This window comes from Nocardia terrae (assembly GCF_009760405.1).
Classification (GTDB): domain Bacteria; phylum Actinomycetota; class Actinomycetes; order Mycobacteriales; family Mycobacteriaceae; genus Nocardia; species Nocardia terrae.
This window is the reverse complement of record NZ_WRPP01000004.1, coordinates 321,665-343,664: the sequence shown is the minus strand read 5'-3', so window position 1 is coordinate 343,664 and position 22,000 is coordinate 321,665. Positions and strand designations below refer to the sequence as shown.

The window sequence follows — 22,000 nt, the reverse complement described above, 5'->3', positions numbered from 1 at the left end:
CGACCATGCTGGCACAGCAATGGAATTCGTGCACGAGCTGGGTGCGTTCAATGGTTACTCGACGGTAACGCTCTTGGCGAGGTTGCGGGGCTTGTCCACATCCCGGCCCAGCGCCATGGCGGTGTGATAGGCCAGCAACTGCAAGGGAATCGTCAGAATGATCGGGTCGAGTTCCGCGCACACGGCCGGAACTCGAATTACCGCATCCGCCAATCCATCCGGCAGATCCGTATTGGTGACCGCGATGACCGGGCCGCCGCGCGCCTTGATCTGCTCGATGGTGGTGATGTTCTTGGCGAGCAGTTCGTCGCCCGGAACGAGCACGATGCTCGGCATCTCCGAATCGATCAAGGCCAATGGTCCGTGCTTGAGCTCGGAGCCCTGGTACGCCTCGGCGTGAATGTAGGAGATCTCCTTGAGCTTCTGCGCGCCTTCACGCGCCACCGGCCAGGCGCGCACCCGGCCGATGAAGAACATGCTGCGCGCCTTGGCGAATCGCGCCGCGATATCGGCGATCGCGTCATCGGCGGCCAGCACCGCGTCGATGGCGTCGGGCAGCGCGCGCAGCCCGTTGACGATGCGTTCGCCGCTCGCCGCGGACAGATCGCGCACCCGGCCGAGCAACAGCCCGAGCATGGCGAAGGAGACGGTCATATTGGTGAGCGCCTTCGTGGAGGCCACCGACACTTCCGGACCCGCGTGCAGGAACACGCCCGCACCGCATTCCCGCGCGATGGCGCTGCCGACCACATTCACCGCGCCGATGACCCGGCCGCCCTTGCGCTGCAATTCCTGAACGGCCGCAAGGGTATCGATGGTCTCGCCGGACTGGCTGATGGCGACGTACAGCGCGTCCGGATCCACCACGGGATTGCGGTAGCGGAACTCCGAGGCGGGTTCGGCGGTGGCGGGAATCCGGGCCAGTTCCTCGACCAGCTGCGCGCCGAGCTGGCCCGCGTAATAGGCCGAGCCGCAGCCCAGGAACACCACCTTGCTGATGCCGCGCAGCTCGCGCGCGTCCATATTGAGGCCACCCAGGTGAGCGGTGGCGAATCGTTCGTCCAGGCGGCCGCGGAGCGCCCGGCGCACGGCGTCGGGCTGTTCGGCCATTTCTTTGCGCATGAAATCGGGATACCCGCCCAGCGCGTAGTCCTCGGCCGCCATATCGATGGTGGTCGGAATCTTGTCGGTGCGGCGCGCCTCGAGACCCAGTGTGCTGGTGCGGAATTCGCCGGCCCGCACGGTGGCCAGCTCGCCGTCGTCGAGGAAGACCACGCGCTGGGTGTGGTGCACCAGCGCGGCCACGTCCGAGGCCACGAACATCTCGCCGTCGCCGACGCCGAGCACGATGGGGGAGCCGTTGCGGGCCACCACCAGCTCGTCGGGGCGGCGGGCGTCCAGCACGAGCAGACCGTAGGTGCCCTCCACCCGGCGCATGGCGGTGCGGACGGCGTCCTCGAGGCTGTCGGCGTCGTCCAGGGCGGCGGCGACCAGGTGCGCGATCGCCTCGGTGTCGGTGTCGGAGACGAATTCCACGCCCTCGGCGGTGAGGGCGGCGCGCAGCACCTCGGCGTTCTCGACAATGCCGTTGTGCACCACCGCGATCCGGCCGGAGCCGTCGGTGTGCGGGTGCGCGTTCACATCGGAGGGCTCACCGTGGGTGGCCCAGCGGGTGTGGGCGATGCCGACATTGCCCTTGAGCCGGGCGCCCTCGGCGTCGACCCGGTCGCGCAGGTCCTGGACCCGCCCCTGGGTCTTGGTGACGCGCAGCCGGCCCCGATGCGGCACGGCCAGGCCCGCCGAGTCGTAGCCCCGGTACTCGAGCCGGTGCAAGCCCTCCAGCAGGACCGGGACGGCCTCACGATGCCCGATATAACCGACGATTCCACACATTGCGCGACGGACTCCTCACCCGTAGACGATGCGACGCAGTTGTCGTTCGGTGAAGTCGGGGGCGGCCACCGGACGCCGGGCGAGCTCGTCCGCCAGGCGCTGCCAGATCTCGGCATTGCGGACCTGGCGGCCCTGTAGTTCGGCATGTCTGCGGCGCACGAACTGCTCGGCGGTCTCGTCGAAGTAGGCGACGACGTCGGCGACCACGCGGGCCGCGACGGCGGGCGGCAGGCCGGTGGAGGCCGCCACGTGGCGCACCAGATCGACCGGATCCCCGTCATTCACCCAAGCGAACTTGCCATGCCGCGGCCGGTTCCGCCACTTTTCTGCCCGATATCGGGCAGGAAATCACAATGACAGGCGATTCTCGGTGTGAAGTGTGCCGATTCAGGGAGTGCACAGGGCCGCCGCCTAGCATTGCGGCGTGACCTCACCGAATCAGACCGCCGTGGCCACGCTGCACACCAACCACGGGGACATCAAGATCTCGCTCTTCGGTAACCACGCGCCCAAGACGGTGGCCAACTTCGTCGGCCTGGCCGACGGGTCCGCGCCCTACACCACCAAGAACGCGTCGGGCACCGATTCGGGGCCGTTCTACGACGGCGCGATCTTCCACCGCGTGATCGACGGCTTCATGATTCAGGGCGGCGACCCGACCGGCACCGGCCGCGGCGGCCCCGGCTACGAGTTCAAGGACGAATTCCACCCGGAACTGCGCTTCGACCGCGGCTACCTGCTCGCCATGGCGAATGCGGGCCCCGGCACCAACGGCTCCCAGTTCTTCATCACCGTCGGCCCGGCCTCGCACCTGAACCGGCGGCACACCATCTTCGGGGAAGTGGTGGACCCGGATTCGCGCAAGGTGGTCGACGCCATCGCCACCACCTCGACCGATCGCAACGACCGACCCAAGGACGACGTCGTGATCGAGAGCATCACCATCTCCTGAATCAGGCCAGCCGAAAAGAACTCACATGAATCCCCAGCCGCCCGCACCCGTCTGCTACCGCCATCCCGACCGGCCCACCGGTCTGGCCTGCACCCGGTGCGGGCGTCCGTCCTGCCCGGAGTGCCTCACCCCGGCCGCGGTCGGGCAGCACTGCGTGGAATGTGTCCAGCAGGGCCGCGATGACGTTCGGCCGGTGCGCAATGCCGCCGGGACGGACGTGTCCCGGCAGATCCCGGTTCCATACGTCACCTACTCGCTGATCGCGATCAACGTGATCGTCTTCGCGGCCACGGCGTTCCAGGCCCACAGCCTGATCAACAACAATCGCTCTCGGCTGTTCTCCGACTGGCAGCTGGCCCCCGCCCTCGTCGGCACCGACGGGGGCTGGATACGGATCATCGGTTCCGGCTTCCTGCACTACGGTCCGATTCACCTGCTGGCCAATATGTTCGCGCTCTACGTGCTCGGGCCGTATTGCGAGGTGGCGCTGGGCCGCGGTCGCTTCGTGGCCGTCTATCTGGCGTCGCTGCTCGGCGGTTCGGCGGCGGTGACGGCGCTGTCGGATCCGCTCACGGCCTCGGCGGGCGCGTCGGGCGCGATCTTCGGCATCTTCGGCGCGGTCGGTGTGATCATGCTGCGGACCAAGCAGAACCTCACCCAGATCGCGGTCCTGCTGGCGGTCAACCTGATCATCACGTTCTCGGTGCCCGGCATCTCGATCTGGGCGCATCTGGGCGGGCTGCTGGCGGGCACGGTGGCCGCGGGCGGCATTCTCTATCTGCCGCGCTGGCTGGGTATCCGGGACACCCGCACGGCGCTGAACGTCGGCTGGGCCGCCGTCGCGGTGGTGGCGCTGGTCGCGGTGCTGGTGACGGTGTTCGCCGCGCCCTCGGTGTCGGCGCTCTACTAGCGCGCGAGCTGAATGCGCAGCACCTCGAGGACGTCCTCGGGGTGCGCGCCCAGATCCCAGCGGCCGAAGATCAGCAGCTTCTCGTCGCCCTGGTGATCCACGTCCAGTTCCAGCATGGGCATGCGCCGGCCGAGTCGCCGGTAGTTCACCACGCGGACGCGGAGGATCTGCTGGGGTGTGTAGCGCTGTGCCCCGGCCAGTCCGCGCACCACGAGCTGCACGGGATCACCGGGCTCGACCGCCAGGCGCGGCCGCTGCCGCAGGCCCACCACGGTCATGAAGAGCAGTCCCAGCGCGGCCAGCCCGATGAGCAGGCGGCCGGGACCATCGTTCGAGAGAAACGCGGCCACGGCCAGCACAACGCCGCCGATGCCGCAGACCGCGAGCGCGGCCGGGGGTGTGGACCAGGCCAGGCGGGAGGAGGTGTCGGTCACTGTCCCCACTCCCTCCTCGAGTTGTCCACAGGCTCATCCACAGGTGTGCATGAATAACAGTGATGTAAGCCGCTCATCGCCAGCGCATGGTCATGATCAGGCCGACGACCATGAGGCCGAAACCGATCAGGAAGTTCCACGCGCCCAGGTCGCTCATCCAGCCGATGTGCTCGTTGGCCAGGTAGTAGACGAGCAGCCAGGCCAGTCCGGCGAGCATGAAGCCCAGCATGATGCCGACGTACCAGATCGGCGACGGGCCGGCCGACTTCACGCGCACGGGAGTGCGGCTGGACGGGTTGATCGTGTAGTCGGTCTTCTTACGGACCTTTGACTTAGGCATGACGTCCTCGTTTTCGGCGTTCTGTCTGCGTAGACATTATCCCGGCAGCCCTGGGGAAAGTGTCGTTGGGGAGGCCTCGGGCGGTTGTGGCGACACGGTTCGGTGGTATTGCGTGCGACGGCGGGCGTCGCGCCAACTACTCTCGAATCCATGCGTGTACTGGTCGTCGACAACTACGACAGCTTCGTGTTCAACCTGGTTCAGTATCTCGGACAGTTGGGTGTGGACGCCGAGGTCTGGCGCAACGACGACGATCGCCTCGCGGATGTGGACAAGGTTGTGCAGGACTATGACGGGGTGTTGATCAGCCCCGGGCCCGGCAGCCCGGACCGTGCGGGCGCCAGCATTCCGCTGGTGCACGCCGCCGCGAAGCACGCCACCCCGCTGCTCGGCGTCTGCCTCGGGCACCAGGCCATCGGCGAGGCGTTCGGCGCGACCGTGACCCGGGCCCCCGAACTGCTGCACGGCAAGACCAGCGATGTGTTCCACATCGGCGCGGGCGTGCTGGCCGGTCTCCCGGACCCGTTCACCGCCACCCGCTACCACTCCCTGACCGTTCTCGAGGAGACCATGCCGCCGGAGCTGGAGGTGCTGGGCCGCACCGAATCCGGCATCGTCATGGCCCTGCGGCATCGCGATCTGCCCATCCACGGTGTGCAGTTCCACCCCGAATCCGTGCTCACCCAGGGCGGGCACCGCATGCTCGCCAACTGGCTGGGCGTGTGCGGCGAGCGGCCGGCGGAGGGACTGGTGCAGACCTTGGAGGCGGAGGTCGCGGCACTCGCGTCATGAGGCCGCACGTCATGCTGTCGGTGGCCGTCAGCATCGACGGGTACATCGATGACGCGAGCCCGGATCGGCTGTTGCTGTCCAACGCGGCCGATTTCGATCGGGTCGACGCCCTGCGCGCCGATTCCGACGCGATTCTGATCGGCGCGGAAACCCTGCGCCGCGACAATCCGCGTCTGCTGGTCAACAGCATGGACCGGCGGCTGCACCGGGTGGCCGCGGGCAAACCGGACTATCCGGTGCGCGTGATAGTCACCGCCGGCGGCGATCTCGATCCCGAACTGAGACTGTGGCACTGCGGCGGCGAGCGGCTGGTCTACACCACCGATTCCGGGGCGGCCCGCCTCGGGGATCGGCTGGACGGGCTGGCCAAGGTCGTGTCACTGGGCGCCGCAATCGATTTCGGGGCGCTGCTCGACGACCTGGGGCAACGCGGCATGGCCCGCCTCATGGTCGAGGGCGGCGGTTCCATCCACACCGGCTTCCTGTCCGCGGGTCTGGCCGACGAGATCTGGATGGCCGTGGCGCCGGTCGTGGTCGGTGATCCGGCCGCACCGCGCTTCCTCGGCCCGGCCCTGTTCCCCGGCGGTCCCCAGCACCGCATGCAGTTGGCCGATGTCGGCCGTGTCGGCGATATCGCGCTGTTGCGCTACCTGCCCAAGGAGGATTCCGATGTCGGATGAGGCGCGGCTGGACCGGGGTTGGATGCGGCACGCCATCGGGCTGGCGCGGCTGTGCCCGCACAGCGATACCGCCTTCGCGGTGGGCGCGGTCCTGGTGGGCGCGGACGGGGTGGAGATCGAGCACGGGTGGTCGCGCGAGACCGACGACAAGGTGCACGCCGAGGAATCGGCGCTGAACAAGCTGGATCCCGCCGATCCGCGGCTGCCGCACGCCACCCTCTACAGCACGCTGGAACCGTGTTCGCAGCGCGCGAGCAAGGACCGCGCGCCCTGCACGGATCGCATTCTGGCGGCCGGGATTCGGCGGGTGGTCATCGCGTGGCGGGAGCCGGCCACCTTCGTGGAGAACTGTGTCGGCGTGGAGAGGCTGCGCGAGCACGGCGTCGAGGTCGTCGAGCTGGCCGATCTGGCCGACGAGGCCATGTCGATGAACCGGCATCTGCGCCTTCAGGTTTCAACCGACAAGGTTTCACATGAAACAACGGATTCGTAGCTGAAAGATTCGTAGCTGAAAGAGAAGAGGTCCGCGGCCGGTGCCGCGGACCTCTTTCGCTCACAGACGAATCCCGATCACGGCGGGCCGAGTGACAGCACGCCGGTCGTCACGGTCACCGTCTGAGTCTTGCCCAGCGCGGAGCCCGCGGTCGGCTGCTGGGCCAGGATGCGTCCCACCTCGCCCGCGTTCAGCGTGCTCATGGTGTTCTGGGCCATCTGCCCGCTCCAGCCCTTCTGCTGCAATGCCGCGATGGCCTGGGCCGGGGTCATGCCGCGCAGGTCGGGCATGGTCAGCTGGTCGCCGCTCGAGGTCTGGACGGTGATGGTGGAGCCCTTGTCGGCCTGGGTGCCCGCGGCGGGGTTGGTGGAGATGACCGTGCCCTTGGGCTGGTTGCTCGGCACCTCCTGGACGGTCACCTTGAAGCCCGCGGTGTCCGACAGCGTCGACTGCGCGACATCGATGGACTGACCGACCACGTCGGGCACCCGCACCTTGTCCGGGCCGGAACCCAGGGTGATGGTGACCTGGCCGTCGGAGTCGATCTTCTGACCGGCGTCCGGGTTCTGCGAGGTGACCTTGTCCTTGTCCTCGGCGGCCGAGGCCTCCCGCTTCACATCCGGATTCAGCCGCAGCCCTTGCGAGTTCAGCTGCTGCTCGGCCTGTTGCTGGGTGAGTCCGGCCAGCTTCGGCACCGGCACCTGCTGCGGGCCCGACGACACCTGCATGGTGACGGTGCTGCCCTTGTCGACGCGCGATCCGCCCAGCGGCTGGGTGGCGATGACATTGCCCTGCGCCACCTTGGGATCGTTCTTCTGCTGGATGGCGACCGTGAAACCGGCCTGTTCCAGATCCCGTTGCGCCAGTTGGGAGTTCTTGTTGGCCACGTCGGGCACCGCGACCTGATCGGGATGCGAGCCGGGGCCGACCAGCATCCACAGCAGCCCGGCCACCGCCGCGATCGCGGCCACGGCCAGCACCGCGATCAATGCGGTGCGCTTGCGCGGACTCGGCTCGACGAGCTCCTGCTCGGTGGTGTCGTCGCGGCGTTCGACGGTGCGGTAGCTGCGCGGCGGCGGCAGTTCGTCGTCGAAGCTGCGGTCCTCGTCGGTCATGATCATGGGCGCGGTGGGCTTCTGCCCGCCCAGCACGCGGATCAGGTCGGCGCGCATCTCGGCGGCGGTCTGGTACCGGTTGGCCGGATTCTTGCTCATGGCCTTGAGCACGACCGAGTCGAGCTCGCGCGGCACACCCTGGTACACCGTCGAGGGCAGCCGCGGATCCTCGCGAACATGCTGGTAGGCCACGGCGACCGGCGAGTCGCCGGTGAAAGGCGGTTCGCCGGTGAGGATCTCGTAGAGCACGCAGCCCACCGAGTACACGTCCGAGCGCGCGTCCACCTGCTCACCGCGGGCCTGCTCGGGTGAGAGGTACTGGGCGGTGCCGATGACGGCGGCCGTCTGGGTCATGGGGTTGGAGCTGTCGGCGATGGCGCGGGCGATGCCGAAGTCCATCACCTTCACCGCGCCCGCCCGGTTGATCATGATGTTGGCGGGCTTCATGTCCCGGTGCACGATGCCGTTGCGGTGCGAGAAGTCCAGCGCCGCACACACGTCGGCGATGACCTCCATGGCGCGCCGCGGCGGCAGCGGACCCTTGCCGCGCACCAGGTCGCGCAGGGTGTCGCCGTCGACGTACTCCATGACGATGTAGGGCAGCGGCCCGCCGTCGACCTCGGCCTCACCGGTGTCGTACACGGCCACGATGGCCGGATGGTTGAGCGCGGCCGCGTTCTGCGCCTCGCGCTTGAAGCGCAGATAGAACGTGGGGTCGCGGGCCAGATCGGCGCGCAGCACCTTGATGGCCACGTCGCGCCCGAGCCGGAGATCGCGGGCCTTGTGGACCTCGGACATGCCACCGAACCCGATGATCTCGCCCAGCTCGTAGCGAGAGGAGAGGTTCTTCGGGGTCGTCATGGCAATCCTTGCTGCGGGACTGTGGCGGAATAGGAGTCGTACGAATACGGGTCCTGCGTGTACACGGGACTGCGATTGCTGCCGGGGCTCACGCCGCCGTTGGGGTAGAGGCTCACACCGGGCTGTACTGGCACTGATGGTAAGTCGCCCGGCTGCTGCCACGGCCAGCGAGTGGTCGTGGTCGGCCGCTGTGTCGTGGTCTTCGGCACCGTGGTCGTGGGCTTGGGTGTCGTGGTGGTCGGCGGAGGCGTCGTCGTCGGCTCGGGGGTGGTCGTCGGCGGCGGCTCGTAGGTGGTCGGCGGCGGTGCCACCGGCCGCTCTCTGGTGGTCGTGGTCGGCTCGGGGGTGGTCGTCGGCGGGACCACCGGCGGCGCGACCACGCCACTGGTACGGGGAGGAGGCGTGGGGGACTCGTGGGAGTTGCTGCTCGCGAGCACGATTCCGACACCCGCGAGGAGGATGAGCGCACCCACCGCCAACCCGGCGGCAGCCTTCTGACCGGCGGTGAATCGCCCGGTACCGGTGTCGGCGGGGCCGGCGAAGGTCATCGGTCCCACGGGCGTGCGGGGTCCGGACATCACGGTGGTCGAGGCGGCCGCCGGATCCGGTTGCGGTCGCATGGGTTGCGGCGCGGCCGGGTAGCGCGTGGTGGCCTGATCGGCCCGGGCCCCCGGAATGATCATGGTCGGTCCGGGCGGGAGCACCCGGGTGGCCCCGGTCATCGGCGTGACCGGAATCCCGCCGGGCGGTGTGGGTCTGCGGCCCGAGCGGACCGCGGCCACCGCGTCGGCGAATTCGCCGCCGTCGGTGTAGCGCTGGCCCGGATCCTTGGCCATGGTGATCTCGATGAGCTCGCGCACATTCGGCGGCAGATCGGCGGGCAGTGGCGGCGGGGCCTCCCGCACATGCTTCATGGCCACGGTCAGCGCGCCGTCGCCGGTGAACGGCCGCGCGCCCGAGAGCGCCTCGTAGCCGACCACTCCCAGTGAGTACACATCCGAGGCGGCGGTGGCGTCCTCGCCGGTGGCCTGCTCGGGCGCGATGTACTGGGCGGTGCCCATCACCATGCCGGTCTTGGTGACCGGGGACGCGTCCACGGCCTTGGCGATACCGAAGTCGGTGATCTTCACCTGACCGGTCGGCGTCACGAGAATGTTGCCGGGCTTCACATCCCGGTGCACCACGCCCGCGAGATGCGCGACCTGCAGCGCGCGACCGGTCTGCTCGAGCATGTCCAGACCCTGCGCGACCGAGAGCCGGTTGAGCCGGGACAGCACCGCGTTGAGCGGCTCGCCCTGCACGAATTCCATCACCAGGTAGGCGATCTCACCCCCGGACGGATCCTGCGTCTCGCCGTAGTCGTAGATGCTCGCGATGCCGGGATGGTTGAGCTGCGCGGTGGTCCGCGCCTCGGTACGGAAACGCTGCCGGAAGGTCGGATCCGTCGAGAATTCCGCCTTGAGCACCTTCACCGCGACCCGCCGGTCCAGCCGGGTGTCCAGTGCTTCCCAGACCTGGCCCATGCCGCCGGTGGCGATCAGCCGCTGCAGCCGGTACCGGTCCGCGATCATCGCTCCGTTGTTCAGCATCCGAGACCCTGTCTACCTTGCACTTTCATGTCGTTCAGCCCCCCAGCCCGGCGTCCAGCACCGCCCGCGCGATCGGCGCGGCCACCGAACCACCGGTGGCGGCCAGCGCCCGATCGCCACCGTTCTCCACGATCACCGCGATCGCGATCTTCGGGTTCTGCGCCGGCGCGAAGGCGATGTACCAGGCGTGCGGCGGGGTGTTGCGCGGATCGTTGCCGTGCTCGGCGGTGCCGGTCTTGGACGCGATCTGGTACGAGCGGGGTTGCGTCCCTCCCTGCGTGTTCTTCTCCGATTCCAGCATCAGATTGGTGACCTGGGTGGCCACCTGCGGGGTGACCGCCTGGCCGACCGAGGTCGGCTTGGTGGTCTCCAGTGTGCTCAGGTCGGGCGCCTGCAACTGATCCACCAGGTACGGCTTCATCCGCACGCCGCCATTGGCGATGGTGGCCGCCACGACCGCGTTGTCCAGCGGGGTGAGCGCGACATCGCGCTGCCCGATGCTGGACTGGGCCATGGCCGCACTGTCGGGAATGGTGCCGACGGTGCTGTCCGCCCACGGGATCGGAATATTCGGATGCTGGGTTCCGATGCCGAACGCGTTGGCCTCGTCCTTGAGTTTGGCGGCGCCCACCTTCATACCGAGCTCTGCGAACGCCGTGTTACACGAGTACTTGAAAGCGTCGGTGAGAGAAGCGGTTTGGGCATCGCCCGGCCCGCAGTGGCTGCCGTTGTAATTCTCCAGCGTGGTGGCGGTGTCCGGCAACGTGATGCGCGGCGCGGCGGTGAACTGGTCATCGGGCTTGGCGATGCCGTTGGACAGCGCGGCCGCGGTCACGATCACCTTGAAGGTGGAGCCCGGCGGATACGTCTGCGAGACCGCGCGATTCAGCATGGGCTGACGCGGATCCTGCTGCAGCTGCTCCCAGGTCTTCTGGGTGGCCGCGCCATCGTGCCCGGCCAGCAGGTTCGGGTCGTAGGACGGCGTGGACACCATGGTCAGGATGCGGCCGGTGCTGGGCTCGATGGCCACCACCGAGCCGGTCAGGTTCTTGGCGGTCAGCTGGTCGTAGGCGACCTTCTGCATGACCGGGTTGAGGGTGGTCACCACATTGCCGCCGCGCGGATCCCGGCCGGAGATCATGTCGATGAGCCGGCGGCCGAAAAGGCTGTTGTCCGAACCGTTCAGCACCGAGTCCTCGGCGTGCTCGAGCCCGTTGCTGCCGTACTGCATCGAGTAGTAGCCGGTGGCGGGCGCGTAGGCCAGCGGATCGGTCGGGTAGGTGCGCAGGTACTTGTAGCGGTCGTCGGTGGCCACCGAACTGGCCAGCACGGTGCCCGAGGCGGAGATCTGGCCGCGCTGACGCGCGTACTCGTCCAGCAGGACTCGCACATTGCGGGGATCGTTGCGCAGGCTGTCGGCCTTGAACACCTGCACATAGGTGGCATTGGCCAGCAGCGCGACGATCATCACCATGACCGCGAGTGCGACCCGGCGCAGAGGTGTGTTCACGCGGCACCCCCCTCCACCTTGGGCCGCGGCGTGTTCACGCGGGCTGTCTCCGAATCCACCTTGCGCAGCAGTTGTGTCGACGCGTCCGCGATCGGCTCGGCCCGCTTGCGCGCCGGGGCCGGTCGCCGGGCGGCGTCGGAAATCTTGATCAGCAGCCCCAGCAGAATGTAGTTGGCCAGCAGCGAGGAACCGCCGTAGGACATGAACGGCGTGGTGAGACCGGTCAGCGGAATCAGCTTGGTGACGCCGCCGACCACCACGAACACCTGGATGGCGATCGTGAAGGCCAGGCCCGCGGCCAGCAGCTTGCCGAAGCTGTCGCGGATGGCCAGCGCGGTCCGGATGCCGCGAATGGTGAACACGCAGAACAACATCAGGATGGCGGTCAGCCCGATCAGGCCGAGCTCCTCACCGATGGCGGAAATGATGAAGTCGGTCTTGGCGAACGGCACCTGCGAGGGCCGTCCGCTGCCCAGCCCGGTCCCGGCCAGGCCGCCGGTGGCCAGCCCGAACAGCGACTGCGAGATCTGATAGCCGGTGTTGGAGTAGTCGGCGAAGGGATGCAGCCAGGTCGCCACGCGCACCCGCACGTGCCCGAAGGCGTTGTAGGCGAACACGAATCCGATCGCCAGCAGCATCGCGCCGACCGCCACCCAGCCGACTCGCTCGGTGGCGATGTAGAGCATGCACAGCACGGTGCAGAAGATCAGCAGCGAGGTGCCGAGATCCTTCTCCACCACCAGCACGCCCACCGACACCGCCCACACCAGCAGCACCGGTCCCATGTCGCGCAGCCGTGGCAGTTCCATGCCGAACACGTGCTTGCCCGCGCCCGTGAACAAGTCGCGCTTGGACACCAGCACACCGGCGAAGAACACGATCAGCGCGATCTTGGCGAACTCGCCCGGCTGAACACTGAAGCCGGGCAGGCGAATCCAGATCTTCGCGCCGTTGACCATGGAGTACCGGTCCGGCAGCAGCGCGGGCAGCGCCAGCGCGATCAGACCGATCAGGCCGAGGGTGTAGGCGTAGCGGGCCAGGCTGCGGTAGTCGCGCAGCACGATCAACAACCCCATGAAGACCACCATCCCCAGCCCCGTCCACAGCACCTGCTGGTTGGCGTCGGGGGAGGGGATGGGCAGGGAGGCGAAGGCGGCATCCTGGGCCTGCGCTAGGTCGACGCGGTGAATGATCACCAGCCCCAACCCGTTCAGCAGCGCCGCGATCGGTAGTAGGAGCGGATCCGCGAAGGCCGCGAATCGGCGTACCGCCAGATGCGCGACGCCGAACAGAGCCAGGTACGCGGCACCGAGTTTGGCGATCTCCCAGGTGATCGCCTGCTCCTGACTGGCCTCCACCAGCACCAGCGACACCGTGGTGATGACGGCCGCCAGCCCGAGCAACAGCAACTCGACATTGCGCCGGGTGGCGGGCGGCGGCGCAGGAGCGAATCCGCCGGGTGGACTGGGGAAGGCCCCAGTGGACGGCGGTGCCGGTGCGGACATCAGTCCGCCATCCTGCAGTTCTGCCCCGGGGTCTGCGGTGCCGTGGTGGTGGTGACAGGAGCGGTCGGCTGGTCGGACTTGTGCGGTTCCAGCGTGTGGGTGTCGCCGGTGCGCTCACCGCCGGTGAGCCCGCCGGGCGCGGCGGGGGTGGTGGTCGGCGCGGCCGGAGTCGTGGTGACGGGCGCGTTCGGCTGGTTGGAGTCCGAAGGCGGCGGAGTGGGGTTCGGAGTCGGCGTGGGCTGCGCCTTCTCACAGGGCGGCAGCAGTTCGGACTGCACGAGATTGCGGATCTGCTTGACGGCGTCGTCGCGCGACCCCGGCGGCAGGCCCTTGTCGACCGAGTCGCGGCCGCTGGGACGCAGATCGCTGCGGGTCAGCTGCACACAGCCGGAGGGAAAGCCGGAGCTCGAGCCGGCCAGCGTCAATTCACCGGTGCGCGTGACACATCCGACCTGATCCACATCGCGGATCGAGTAGCCCAGCACCGAACCGGGCAGGCCGCGCAGCACGACCACCTTCTCGCCGTCCACGCCGACGTAGTAGTTGCTGCGAATCATGTTGTAGCCCACGGTGAGACCCGCGCCCACCGCCACCAGCAGCGCCAGCGACAGCGCCAGCCAGCGCAGTTTGTGGCTCTTCTTGGGCGGTTCGGGTTCGGGCTGCGCGACCGCGCGGCGCGGGGTCGCGCGCGGCGGGCGCAGGGCGGCGGCCCGGCCCGCGGCGGTGTTGGGAGCGGGAGTGTCCTCGTCCTCGCCGGAGGCCGCGCCCGCCACGATCGGATGGCTCTGCCCGTAATCGAGATCGATCACGTCGGCGACCACCACGGTCACGTTGTCGGGACCGCCGCTGCGCAGGGCCAATTCGATGAGCCGGTCCGCCGACTCGTCGGTGGTGCCCTCGCGCAGGGTGTTGGCGATGGTCTCGTCGCTCACCACGTCCGAGAGGCCGTCGGAGCAGAGCAGATACCGGTCTCCGGCCCGGGCCTCGCGCACCACCAGGGTGGGGTCGATCTCGTTGCCGGTGAGCGCCCGCATGATCAGCGAGCGCTGGGGATGAGTGTGGGCCTGCTCCGGGGTGATCCGTCCCTCGTCCACCAGCGACTGCACGAAGGTGTCGTCGCGGGTGATCTGGGCCAGTTCACCGCCTCGGAGCATGTAGGCGCGGGAGTCGCCGATGTGCGCGAGGCCGAGTTTGCGCCCGGCGAACAGGATGGCGGTGAGCGTGGTGCCCATGCCGTCGAGTTCCGGCTCCTCCTCGACCTGGTCGGCGATGGCGGCATTGCCTTCGTGCACAGCACGATTGAGCTTGCCGAGCAGATCGTCGCCGGGCTCGTCGTCGTCCAGATGCGCCAGGGCGGCGATCATCAGTTGCGAGGCGACCTCACCGGCGGCGTGGCCGCCCATGCCGTCCGCGAGCGCGAGCAGTCGCGCACCTGCGTAAACGGAGTCCTCGTTATTGGCTCGGACGAGACCACGGTCGCTACGTGCAGCGTAGCGGAGAACAAGTGTCACGATCGCAGCTCGATCACTGTCTTACCGACACGGACAGGGGTGCCGAGCGGAACTCGGACCGGAGTGGTGACCTTCGACCGGTCGAGGTAGGTCCCGTTGGTGGAACCGAGATCCTCGACGTACCAATCCTCACCGCGCGGAGACAAGCGCGCGTGGCGGGTGGAGGCGTAGTCGTCGGTGAGAACCAGTGTGGAGTCGTCGGCCCGCCCGATCAGCACCGGCTGCGTGCCGAGCGAGATACGGGTGCCGGCGAGAGAACCCTGAGTCACCACGAGATATTTGGCGCCCTTCTGGCCCCGGCGAAAAGATGGGAGCACCGCGGAACCGCCTGCGGCCCGAGGCGCGACCCGAAGGCCGGAAGCCGCGTAGATATCGCTGCGCAGGGTCCGGAGCACCGCCCACACGAACAGCCACAGCAGCAGCAGGAACCCCGCACGGGTCAATTGCAGGATCAGTCCCTGCACGGTGCTCCACCTCCTGTTCGACCGTGTCGTAGGTACGGGCAAGTTACGGAGGTATGGCTCCGTGACCCCCAACCGGTGTGTTGCTGGTCAGCGTTGGTGCGTTGCTGGTTAGCGCGGCCAGAGTCCGCCGCGAGTATTGGCAGCATCATAGGGCCGACGACCGGTTGCGATCACGATACGACCGAGGAATTCCCAGCCATATCGTGACCTGCACCGCGAGCTTACGGGATCAGACGATCCGGATCAGGATCTCGGAATGTCCGGCGCGGATCACATCCCCGTCGGCCAGCTGCCAATCCTGGACGGGTGACCCGTTGACCAGCGTGCCATTGGTCGAACCGAGGTCCGAGAGCATCGCGGTCTGGCCGTCCCAGCGAACTTCGATGTGCCGCCGGGAAACTCCGGTATCCGGCAAACGGAAGTGCGCGTCCTGGCCGCGGCCGATGATGTTGCTGCCCTCGCGCAACTGGTAGGTGCGGCCGGAGCCGTCATCCAGCTGCAGCGTGGCCGAGTAGCTCGAGCCGCCGCGCGCCGCCGGCGCCGCGCCGTACCCCGCCGGCTGCTGGCCGTAGCCCTGCTGCTGGCCGTACCCCTGGTCGTCGCCGTAGCCGGCCTGATCCGCGTACTGGTCGTAGCCCTGCTGGCCGTAGCCCTGCTGCTGGCCGTAGCCCTGTTCGGCGTACCCCTGCTGGCCGTAGCCCTGTTCGGCGTAGCCCTGCTGGCCGTAGCCCTGCTGCTGGCCGTAACCCTGTTCGGCATAGCCCTGTTCGGCGTAGCCGCCGCCCTGCTGGCCGTAGCCCTGCTCGTAGCCCTGCTGCTGGCCGTAGCCCTGCTCGGCATAGCCCTGCTGGCCGTACGCCTGCTCGGACTGGCCGTAGCCCTGCTGCTGGCCGTGGCCGTAGCCCTGTTCGGCGTAGCCGCCCTGCTGGCCGCCGTAACCGCCGCCCTGCTGGTTGTAGTCGTAGCCGTTCTGGTACTCGCCGTAGCCCTGCTCGGACTGGCCGTAGCCGCCCTGCTCGTAGCCCTGCTGACCGCCGCGGCCGTATTCGCCGTAACCCTGCTGACCTTGGCGGCCCGCAGGCGGGGGCGCGTACCCGCGGTTCCGCGGATCGGACTCCGCGGGCTCACGGCTTGGGTCGTAGCCTGAGTTCTGCGTCATGGGGCCAGCTCCTGGTTGCGGGTTGGGTCGTTGTGGGCGTTCAGCACCCGGTGACGGGCCTGCCCGCCCACCCGCGTCGGGATCGACCCGGCCGCGTGTCCTGAACTGTCCGGTGTGCAGCGTAGGGGATGCCTCGAACTCCACGTGCACTTCGCCGTAGGTCTGCCACCCTTGCTCGCGGATGTAGTCCTGTAGATGTTTGGCGAATGCACGCTTGGTGAGCTCGTAATCCTGCGCGGCGAGATCGCGATCCGGCTGTCCCTCACCCTGGACGAGTTGCCGCAGATCGGACTCGTTGATGGTGATGACATAGCTGTTGGGAGCCAGGAGATGGCCCCCGCCGAGATCCTGGATGTGGTCGCCGGCCTCACGCTGCAGCGCGGCCTCGACCTCCTGTGGCACGACACTCCCGCCGAAGGCGCGGGCGAAGACATCTCCCACGGCCCCCTGGAGACGGCGTTCGAATCGGGAAACGATCCCCATAGCCCCCTCCCTTCTCGGGTCCAGACACTCCCGCGGGGGAGCGTGTGTCGTGTCATGTGTGTTGACCTGCCGTAGTGCGCGCGGTGCGTCCTATAAAGCAACACGCGGACATGGCGTGTCGCCGCATGGACACGGTGATTGCATGATATCCACGATCGTCCACACCTGTAACTCTTGGCGGCAAGCCCAGGTTCCCGTGTCCCCGGACGAGTCCCGCGCTGCCGCGCTACATCACGGCATCGCTCGCTGACCCCCGATAACCAGGCGATTTCGTTTTGGCGCAAACCTCGTGATACGTTTCTTCCCGTCGCTCGGGCGAGTGGCGGAATGGCAGACGCGCTGGCTTCAGGTGCCAGTGTCCGTAAGGACGTGGGGGTTCAAGTCCCCCCTCGCCCACTGGGAAGGCCCCCGATCCAAACGGATCGGGGGCCTTCTTCTTTTTGTCCGCCGGTTCGCGCGTGTCTGTCGGTCCGGGCGGCGCTTCCGCTCGGTCGGGCCGGGAGTTCCCGGGTCGGCGCGGATGTGATGAAGATCGCACACCCTGTCGGGGGCGGGTCGCGGAAGGCGTTGCCGGAGGGCGATTTCGGGGCCTCGGAGGCGTGAAAATCGTTTGCCGGAAGATGCCGTCTCGGGTATGCGACCGATTACTAGCGGCCATTGCCTGATGATCATTTAGCGAAAGCCGGAGTAAACAAACTTTGAGTTTGTTTGACCGGCGGCGATGGCTGGGCAATCGGCCTGAGCTGGGGCGAAACGCCAGCTTAACGTGGGTTGAACCGATGGTTAGCGGAAAACTTGCGTGTTTTTGGCAAACCTTCCGGCCGGGATCCGAACGCATCGCGTGCGAGGGGTTGAAACGAGTTCGGAAACGCGACCGCGGGGATAGTTTCGGGACCCTCCGCAGACCGTCCGCAAAGCGGATGCCCGGAATTAGCGATCTTGCCGGGTTCCCCACGGGGAAGCGGCATTTCGCCTGGTCGCGTTATACGCCCGGCGCGCAAGTCGGAGGTTGCGTAGCCATAACGATTGTGTAGAGTCATCGGCAACGCTGGCCGCAGCTGAGCCGGACTCGCTGCGGCCAGTGGAAATCAATCCGGAGGTTTCCGCGACTACGAAGTCGCCACTCCCACAACCGCTTCCGGACCCTTCTCGATCGAATAGCCCGTGATGTGCTCCGGGCCGATCCCCGCCTCCAGCTCCCGCACCGCCACTCTGCCCCGGCCGAAGACGTAGGCCAGGAAGCCGAGTTCGGCCAGCGCCCCGATCCCGACCCGCAGGGCGGTGGGCAGTCCGCTGGGCGTCACGAAACCCTCCAGGAAGCCGGAAACCAGCAGCACGCCCACCAGCCCGAGCGCGATCACCGCCGTCGCCCGGCCCTGCCGCGCCAGCGCCTTGGGCCGGCTCTCCCGACCCGGATCGATCAGCGTCCAGCCCAGCTTCAGACCGGCCCCGCCGGCCACGAAAATGGCTGTGAGCTCCAGCATTCCGTGCGGCAGCAGCCAGCCGAAGAACGGGCCCAACCGGCCCGCCTCGGCCATCAGCCCGGCGCTGACCCCCAGGTTCAACGCGTTCATGAACAGCAGGTACACCACCGGCAGCATGAGCACCCCGAGGAACAGCGCCATCGCCGACACCCACGCGTTGTTGGTCCACACCTTCGCGGCGAAGGCGTCGTGCGAGTGCTCGTAGTAGTAGGTCTCGAATTCGCCACCGGGGCGCGTCAAGGCATCTGTATCCGTGTCCAGTCCGAGATGCCGGCGCGCCGCCGCCGAGTTGGCCACCCACGCGGCCAGTGCGGCCGAGCCGAGCAGGAACACCGTCGCCACCGACAGCCACCAGGGCCAAGCGCGGTACACCGCGGCGGGGAAGCGGTGGCTGAAGAAGTAGCCGATCTCGCGCAGGGTGTCGATGCGGGCGCTCAGTATGCGACCCCGCGCCCGGGTCAGCACCGCCGAGAGACCGGCGATGAGCTCGGGATCGGCCTCCCGGGTCTGCAACCGGGCCAACTGCTGCGACGCCAGGCGGTACCGCCGGACCAACTCGTCGGCCTCGGCACCGCTGAGCCGCTTGCCACGGGAGGCCAGCTGATCCAGCCGATCCCAGGAGGGCTTGTGTACGAAGGTGTAGGCGTCCAGATCCATGAGTACCCCTCCTGCGCTAGCGCTGACAGAATGCTAACCATCGCGATCTCACCCGGCGGAGGAAGACGACCCTCATGGCACTGTTCACCACAGGCGAGGCGGTAGCCGTCGAACTTCCGATCGCCCGGATTCCGACCCGGGCCGCGGCGTTCATGCTCGATCTGCTTCTTCAGATCATCCTGGGGATTCTGCTCGGGGTGCTGTTCATGGCGCTGCTGGCGTGGGCGGACGCGGACGAGGCGTGGGCCGACGCCGCCGGTGTGGTGGCCCTGGTGAGCGCCATGATCGGGTATCCCGTGCTGTTCGAGACGTTTTCGCGCGGGCGCTCGGTGGGGAAGATGGCCCTCGGGCTGCGCGTGGTGCGCGCCGACGGCGGACCCATCGACTTCCGGCACGCAGTGACGCGGGGCCTGTCGGGCATCGTGGACTTCTGGATGCTGGGCACCGGGCTGATCGCCATCGTGGTGTCGATGTGCTCGCCGCAGGGCAGGCGGATCGGGGACGCACTGGCGGGGACGGTGGTCGTGTACGACCGCAGCCCGTTGCCCTTCGCGGCGCTGGCCGCACCGCCGCCGTGGCTGGCGGGCTGGGCGCGGCAGCTCGATCTGTCCGGCCTTCCCGACGAGCTGGCGCTGTCGATGCGCAAGTACCTGTTGAGGTTTCGGACTTTGACCCCCGAGGTGCAGGATCAGTTGGGGCGGGCGCTGGTGATCACGGTGTGCGCGGCGCTGCGCACAGCGCCGCCGAACGGCTATCCGCCGCTGCACATTCTGGGCGCGGTGCTGGCCGAGCGGCAGCGGCGGGAGATCCCGCCGCCGCCGATGCGGCCGATCGTGCGGTACCCGGCGGCGCAGCCCGCTACAGCGCTCCGGTCCGCTTGAGTTCCAGGTATTCGTCGGCCAGCGCCTCGGGCAGTTGGCCGGGCGCCGCGGCGATGACGCGGACGCCGGTGCGGCGCAGGGTTTCCCGGGCCACGGTGTGCTCGGCGATGACATTCTCGGCGGCGGCCGCGGCATAGAGATCGTCGAGTCCGGACCGGCGCGTGGCGGCCGCCGCGACCTCCGGATCGGTCACCGAGACCACCAGTACCCGGTGCCGTTCGGCCAGCACCGGGAGCACCGGGAGCAGGCCCTCCTGCACGGTGGCGGCGTCGAGGTGGGTGAACCAGACGACCAGGCTGCGGCGGCGGGCGCGCTGCAGGGTGGCGCGCAATACGCCCTGATAGTCGGTGTCGACCAGTTCGGGGGTGAGCCCGGCCAGCGCGTGCATGAGCTTGACCTGCAGGCGTTTTCCGCCGACGCCGCGCACCTCGGTGCGAACGCGGCGGTCATAGGCCAGCAGGTCCACCGAATCGCCGCCCGCGGCGGCCAGGCCGCCCAGCAGCAGGGCCGCTTCGATGGTCGCGTCCAGGCGGGTGCCCTCACCCACCCGGCCCGCGCTCACCCGGCCGGTGTCCAGCAGCATCACCACGTGCCGGTTGCGTTCGGGCCGCCAGGTGCGCACCAGGACGTCATTCGCGCGGGCGGTGGCGCGCCAGTCGATGGTGCGTACGTCGTCACCCGCCACATACTCACGGAAAGAATCGAATTCGGTGCCCTGGCCGCGAGTGGTGGTGGTGTTGCGGCCCTCCAGATGCTGCAACTGCTTGACCTTGGAGGGCAGCAGCCGCTCACTGCGGAACGGTGGCAGCGCGCGCAGCCGGGCGGGGACCTCGCGGCGCACCTGGCGTCCGGCCATGCCCAGCGGGCCGAGCAGCCGCAGCGTCACCGGACCGGCGACGCGGTCGCCGTGATACTCCGGCGTCAGCTCGGTGTGCAGGCGAATCCTGGTGTTGGGCGGCAGGTTCAGCGCGTGGGTCCGATGGCGGGCGTGCGCGCTCGGCGGCCAGTCGTCCCACAGCGTGCCACGCACGGGGCGGGTACCGGCATTGAGCACCGCGAGCTCCACCTCGATGCTGCGGCCGGTGCGCACGGTGGTGATCGGGTCCCGCGAAAGTTCCAGCGCGCCCGGCGAACCCAGTGCGAGCAGGTCCGCGGCGATCAGGGCGGCCAGCAGCAGGGTGGCGATCAGCACGCCGAGCCACGACGGCAGCACCAGCGTGACGAACAGGGCCGCGAGCACCGCCGCGGCGGCCAGCCGGCCGGTGACGACCACGGCCTACACCGGAACCGGGACGGACATCAGCAGCGAGGCCATGACGCCCTCGGCGGTGACGCCCTCCACCTCGTGCTCGGGCCGCAGGTGCAGCCGGTGCCGGAGGACCGCCGTCGCAACGGCTTTCACATCGTCGGGGGTGACGTAGGCGCGCCCGTTCAGCCAGGCGAAGGCGCGGGCGGCGGCCATGAGCGCGGTCGCGCCGCGGGTGGACGCGCCGTGCGCGACGGCGGGGGAGGTGCGCGTGGCCCGGCAGATGTCCACCGTGTAGGCCAGCACCTCGGGGCTGATCGTCACCTGGGCGACCGCCGCGCGGGCGGCGGCCAGGTGTGCGGCGTTCGCCACCGGCCGCAATCCGGCCGCGTTCAGATCGCGCGGATCGAAACCGGCGGCGTGGCGCTGCAGAATGCGGAATTCGTCATCGCGCCCGGGCAATTGGACGTCGACCTTGAACAGGAACCGGTCCAGCTGCGCCTCCGGCAGCGGATAGGTGCCCTCCTGCTCGATCGGGTTCTGGGTGGCGACCACCACGAACGGATCCGGCAGCGGCTGCGGCACGCCGTCCACCGAAACCTGGCGCTCCTCCATGGATTCCAGCAGCGCCGACTGCGTCTTCGGCGGGGTGCGGTTGATCTCGTCGGCCAGCAGCAGGTTGGTGAACACCGGACCGCGCCGGAAGGTGAACTCGGCCGAGTGCGGGTCGTAGATCTGGGAGCCGGTGACATCGCCGGGCATCAGGTCGGGGGTGAACTGGATGCGGGCGTGCTCCAGATCCAGGGCCGTGGCCAGCGCCCGCACCAGCAGCGTCTTGGCCACGCCCGGAACGCCTTCCAGCAGCACATGGCCGCGGCAGAGCAGGGCGAGCACCAGGAACATGACGGCGTGGTCGTTGCCGACGACCGCCTTGCCGATCTCGGCGCGCAGGGCCAGCAGCGCCTGTTGCGCGTCCTGCGCGGTGGGCGCGGGGATCGCGTCCTCCACGCCCTTCGCCAGATCGGTCTTCTGGGTCAGATC

The 22,000-nt window shown here is 68.6% G+C and carries 20 protein-coding genes and 1 tRNA gene; 7 read left to right on the top strand and 14 right to left on the bottom strand.

Annotated features, from left to right (window positions below; translation table 11 throughout):
• Positions 1–54: 54 nt before the first annotated feature.
• Together glmS and GPX89_RS21710 are read right to left on the bottom strand one after the other, a co-directional pair.
• Positions 55–1,893, bottom strand: coding sequence for a glutamine--fructose-6-phosphate transaminase (isomerizing) (glmS, locus tag GPX89_RS21715; RefSeq protein ID WP_157389453.1), 1,839 nt, complete (start codon positions 1,891–1,893; stop codon positions 55–57).
• A 15-nt stretch (positions 1,894–1,908) separates the two neighbouring features.
• Positions 1,909–2,178, bottom strand: coding sequence for a hypothetical protein (locus GPX89_RS21710; RefSeq protein ID WP_328602148.1), 270 nt, complete (start codon positions 2,176–2,178; stop codon positions 1,909–1,911).
• Between the two features lie 139 nt (positions 2,179–2,317).
• On the opposite strand from GPX89_RS21710, the gene GPX89_RS21705 reads away from it, so the two are divergent.
• A complete protein-coding gene (locus GPX89_RS21705) occupies positions 2,318–2,845 on the top strand; it encodes a peptidylprolyl isomerase (protein WP_328602147.1) in 528 nt (175 codons plus the stop codon).
• Positions 2,846–2,870: 25 nt separating this feature from the next.
• Positions 2,871–3,755 carry a rhomboid family intramembrane serine protease gene (locus tag GPX89_RS21700; protein ID WP_157389452.1) on the top strand — a complete coding sequence of 295 codons (885 nt, stop codon included), beginning with the start codon at positions 2,871–2,873 and terminating at the stop codon, positions 3,753–3,755.
• On the opposite strand, the gene GPX89_RS21695 is transcribed toward GPX89_RS21700, so the two are convergent.
• On the bottom strand, positions 3,752–4,189 hold the full coding sequence (locus tag GPX89_RS21695) for a PH domain-containing protein (RefSeq protein WP_328602146.1): 438 nt from the start codon (positions 4,187–4,189) through the stop codon (positions 3,752–3,754). The genes GPX89_RS21700 and GPX89_RS21695 overlap by 4 nt on opposite strands.
• A 73-nt stretch (positions 4,190–4,262) precedes the next feature.
• Positions 4,263–4,529 (bottom strand): cell division protein CrgA, encoded by a 267-nt coding sequence (gene crgA, locus GPX89_RS21690; RefSeq protein WP_157389451.1) that lies wholly within the window; start codon positions 4,527–4,529, stop codon positions 4,263–4,265.
• A gap of 150 nt (positions 4,530–4,679) precedes the next feature.
• Between crgA and GPX89_RS21685 the strand changes: the two genes are divergently transcribed.
• From GPX89_RS21685 to GPX89_RS21675, 3 genes are read left to right on the top strand one after another with little or no spacing between them, the layout of a single operon-like run.
• A complete protein-coding gene (locus GPX89_RS21685; RefSeq protein WP_157389450.1) occupies positions 4,680–5,321 on the top strand; it encodes an aminodeoxychorismate/anthranilate synthase component II in 642 nt (213 codons plus the stop codon).
• Positions 5,318–6,001, top strand: coding sequence for a RibD family protein (locus tag GPX89_RS21680; RefSeq protein WP_157389449.1), 684 nt, complete (start codon positions 5,318–5,320; stop codon positions 5,999–6,001). The genes GPX89_RS21685 and GPX89_RS21680 overlap by 4 nt, the downstream gene beginning before the upstream one ends.
• Positions 5,991–6,494 carry a cytidine/deoxycytidylate deaminase family protein gene (locus GPX89_RS21675; protein ID WP_157389448.1) on the top strand — a complete coding sequence of 168 codons (504 nt, stop codon included), beginning with the start codon at positions 5,991–5,993 and terminating at the stop codon, positions 6,492–6,494. The genes GPX89_RS21680 and GPX89_RS21675 overlap by 11 nt, the downstream gene beginning before the upstream one ends.
• 77 nt (positions 6,495–6,571) lie before the next feature.
• On the opposite strand, the gene pknB is transcribed toward GPX89_RS21675, so the two are convergent.
• The 7 genes from pknB to GPX89_RS21640 form a co-directional block, all read right to left on the bottom strand.
• Positions 6,572–8,470 carry a Stk1 family PASTA domain-containing Ser/Thr kinase gene (gene pknB, locus GPX89_RS21670; protein ID WP_157389447.1) on the bottom strand — a complete coding sequence of 633 codons (1,899 nt, stop codon included), beginning with the start codon at positions 8,468–8,470 and terminating at the stop codon, positions 6,572–6,574.
• Positions 8,467–10,059 carry a serine/threonine-protein kinase gene (locus GPX89_RS21665; protein WP_157389446.1) on the bottom strand — a complete coding sequence of 531 codons (1,593 nt, stop codon included), beginning with the start codon at positions 10,057–10,059 and terminating at the stop codon, positions 8,467–8,469. Before GPX89_RS21665 ends, pknB begins: the two co-directional genes overlap by 4 nt.
• A gap of 34 nt (positions 10,060–10,093) precedes the next feature.
• Positions 10,094–11,569 (bottom strand): peptidoglycan D,D-transpeptidase FtsI family protein, encoded by a 1,476-nt coding sequence (locus tag GPX89_RS21660; RefSeq protein ID WP_328602145.1) that lies wholly within the window; start codon positions 11,567–11,569, stop codon positions 10,094–10,096.
• Positions 11,566–13,074, bottom strand: coding sequence for an FtsW/RodA/SpoVE family cell cycle protein (locus GPX89_RS21655; RefSeq protein WP_157389445.1), 1,509 nt, complete (start codon positions 13,072–13,074; stop codon positions 11,566–11,568). Before GPX89_RS21655 ends, GPX89_RS21660 begins: the two co-directional genes overlap by 4 nt.
• Positions 13,074–14,585 (bottom strand): protein phosphatase 2C domain-containing protein, encoded by a 1,512-nt coding sequence (locus GPX89_RS21650; protein ID WP_328602144.1) that lies wholly within the window; start codon positions 14,583–14,585, stop codon positions 13,074–13,076. The genes GPX89_RS21655 and GPX89_RS21650 overlap by 1 nt, the downstream gene beginning before the upstream one ends.
• Positions 14,582–15,049 carry an FHA domain-containing protein FhaB/FipA gene (locus GPX89_RS21645; protein ID WP_040862589.1) on the bottom strand — a complete coding sequence of 156 codons (468 nt, stop codon included), beginning with the start codon at positions 15,047–15,049 and terminating at the stop codon, positions 14,582–14,584. The genes GPX89_RS21650 and GPX89_RS21645 overlap by 4 nt, the downstream gene beginning before the upstream one ends.
• A gap of 229 nt (positions 15,050–15,278) precedes the next feature.
• Positions 15,279–16,691, bottom strand: coding sequence for a DUF3662 and FHA domain-containing protein (locus GPX89_RS21640; protein WP_157389443.1), 1,413 nt, complete (start codon positions 16,689–16,691; stop codon positions 15,279–15,281).
• Positions 16,692–17,004: 313 nt separating this feature from the next.
• On the opposite strand from GPX89_RS21640, the gene GPX89_RS21635 reads away from it, so the two are divergent.
• A tRNA-Leu gene (locus tag GPX89_RS21635) sits at positions 17,005–17,087 on the top strand.
• A gap of 713 nt (positions 17,088–17,800) precedes the next feature.
• Here GPX89_RS21635 and GPX89_RS21630 read toward each other — a convergent pair.
• On the bottom strand, positions 17,801–18,832 hold the full coding sequence (locus tag GPX89_RS21630) for a stage II sporulation protein M (RefSeq protein WP_157389442.1): 1,032 nt from the start codon (positions 18,830–18,832) through the stop codon (positions 17,801–17,803).
• A 74-nt stretch (positions 18,833–18,906) separates the two neighbouring features.
• Between GPX89_RS21630 and GPX89_RS21625 the strand changes: the two genes are divergently transcribed.
• Positions 18,907–19,713, top strand: a complete 807-nt coding sequence (locus GPX89_RS21625; RefSeq protein ID WP_157389441.1) for an RDD family protein — start codon at positions 18,907–18,909, stop codon at positions 19,711–19,713.
• On the opposite strand, the gene GPX89_RS21620 is transcribed toward GPX89_RS21625, so the two are convergent.
• Positions 19,691–20,986, bottom strand: coding sequence for a DUF58 domain-containing protein (locus tag GPX89_RS21620; protein WP_328602143.1), 1,296 nt, complete (start codon positions 20,984–20,986; stop codon positions 19,691–19,693). The two genes, GPX89_RS21625 and GPX89_RS21620, sit on opposite strands and share 23 nt — an antisense overlap.
• A gap of 3 nt (positions 20,987–20,989) precedes the next feature.
• Positions 20,990–21,997, bottom strand: a complete 1,008-nt coding sequence (locus tag GPX89_RS21615) for an AAA family ATPase (RefSeq protein WP_268893349.1) — start codon at positions 21,995–21,997, stop codon at positions 20,990–20,992.
• Positions 21,998–22,000: the final 3 nt, after the last annotated feature.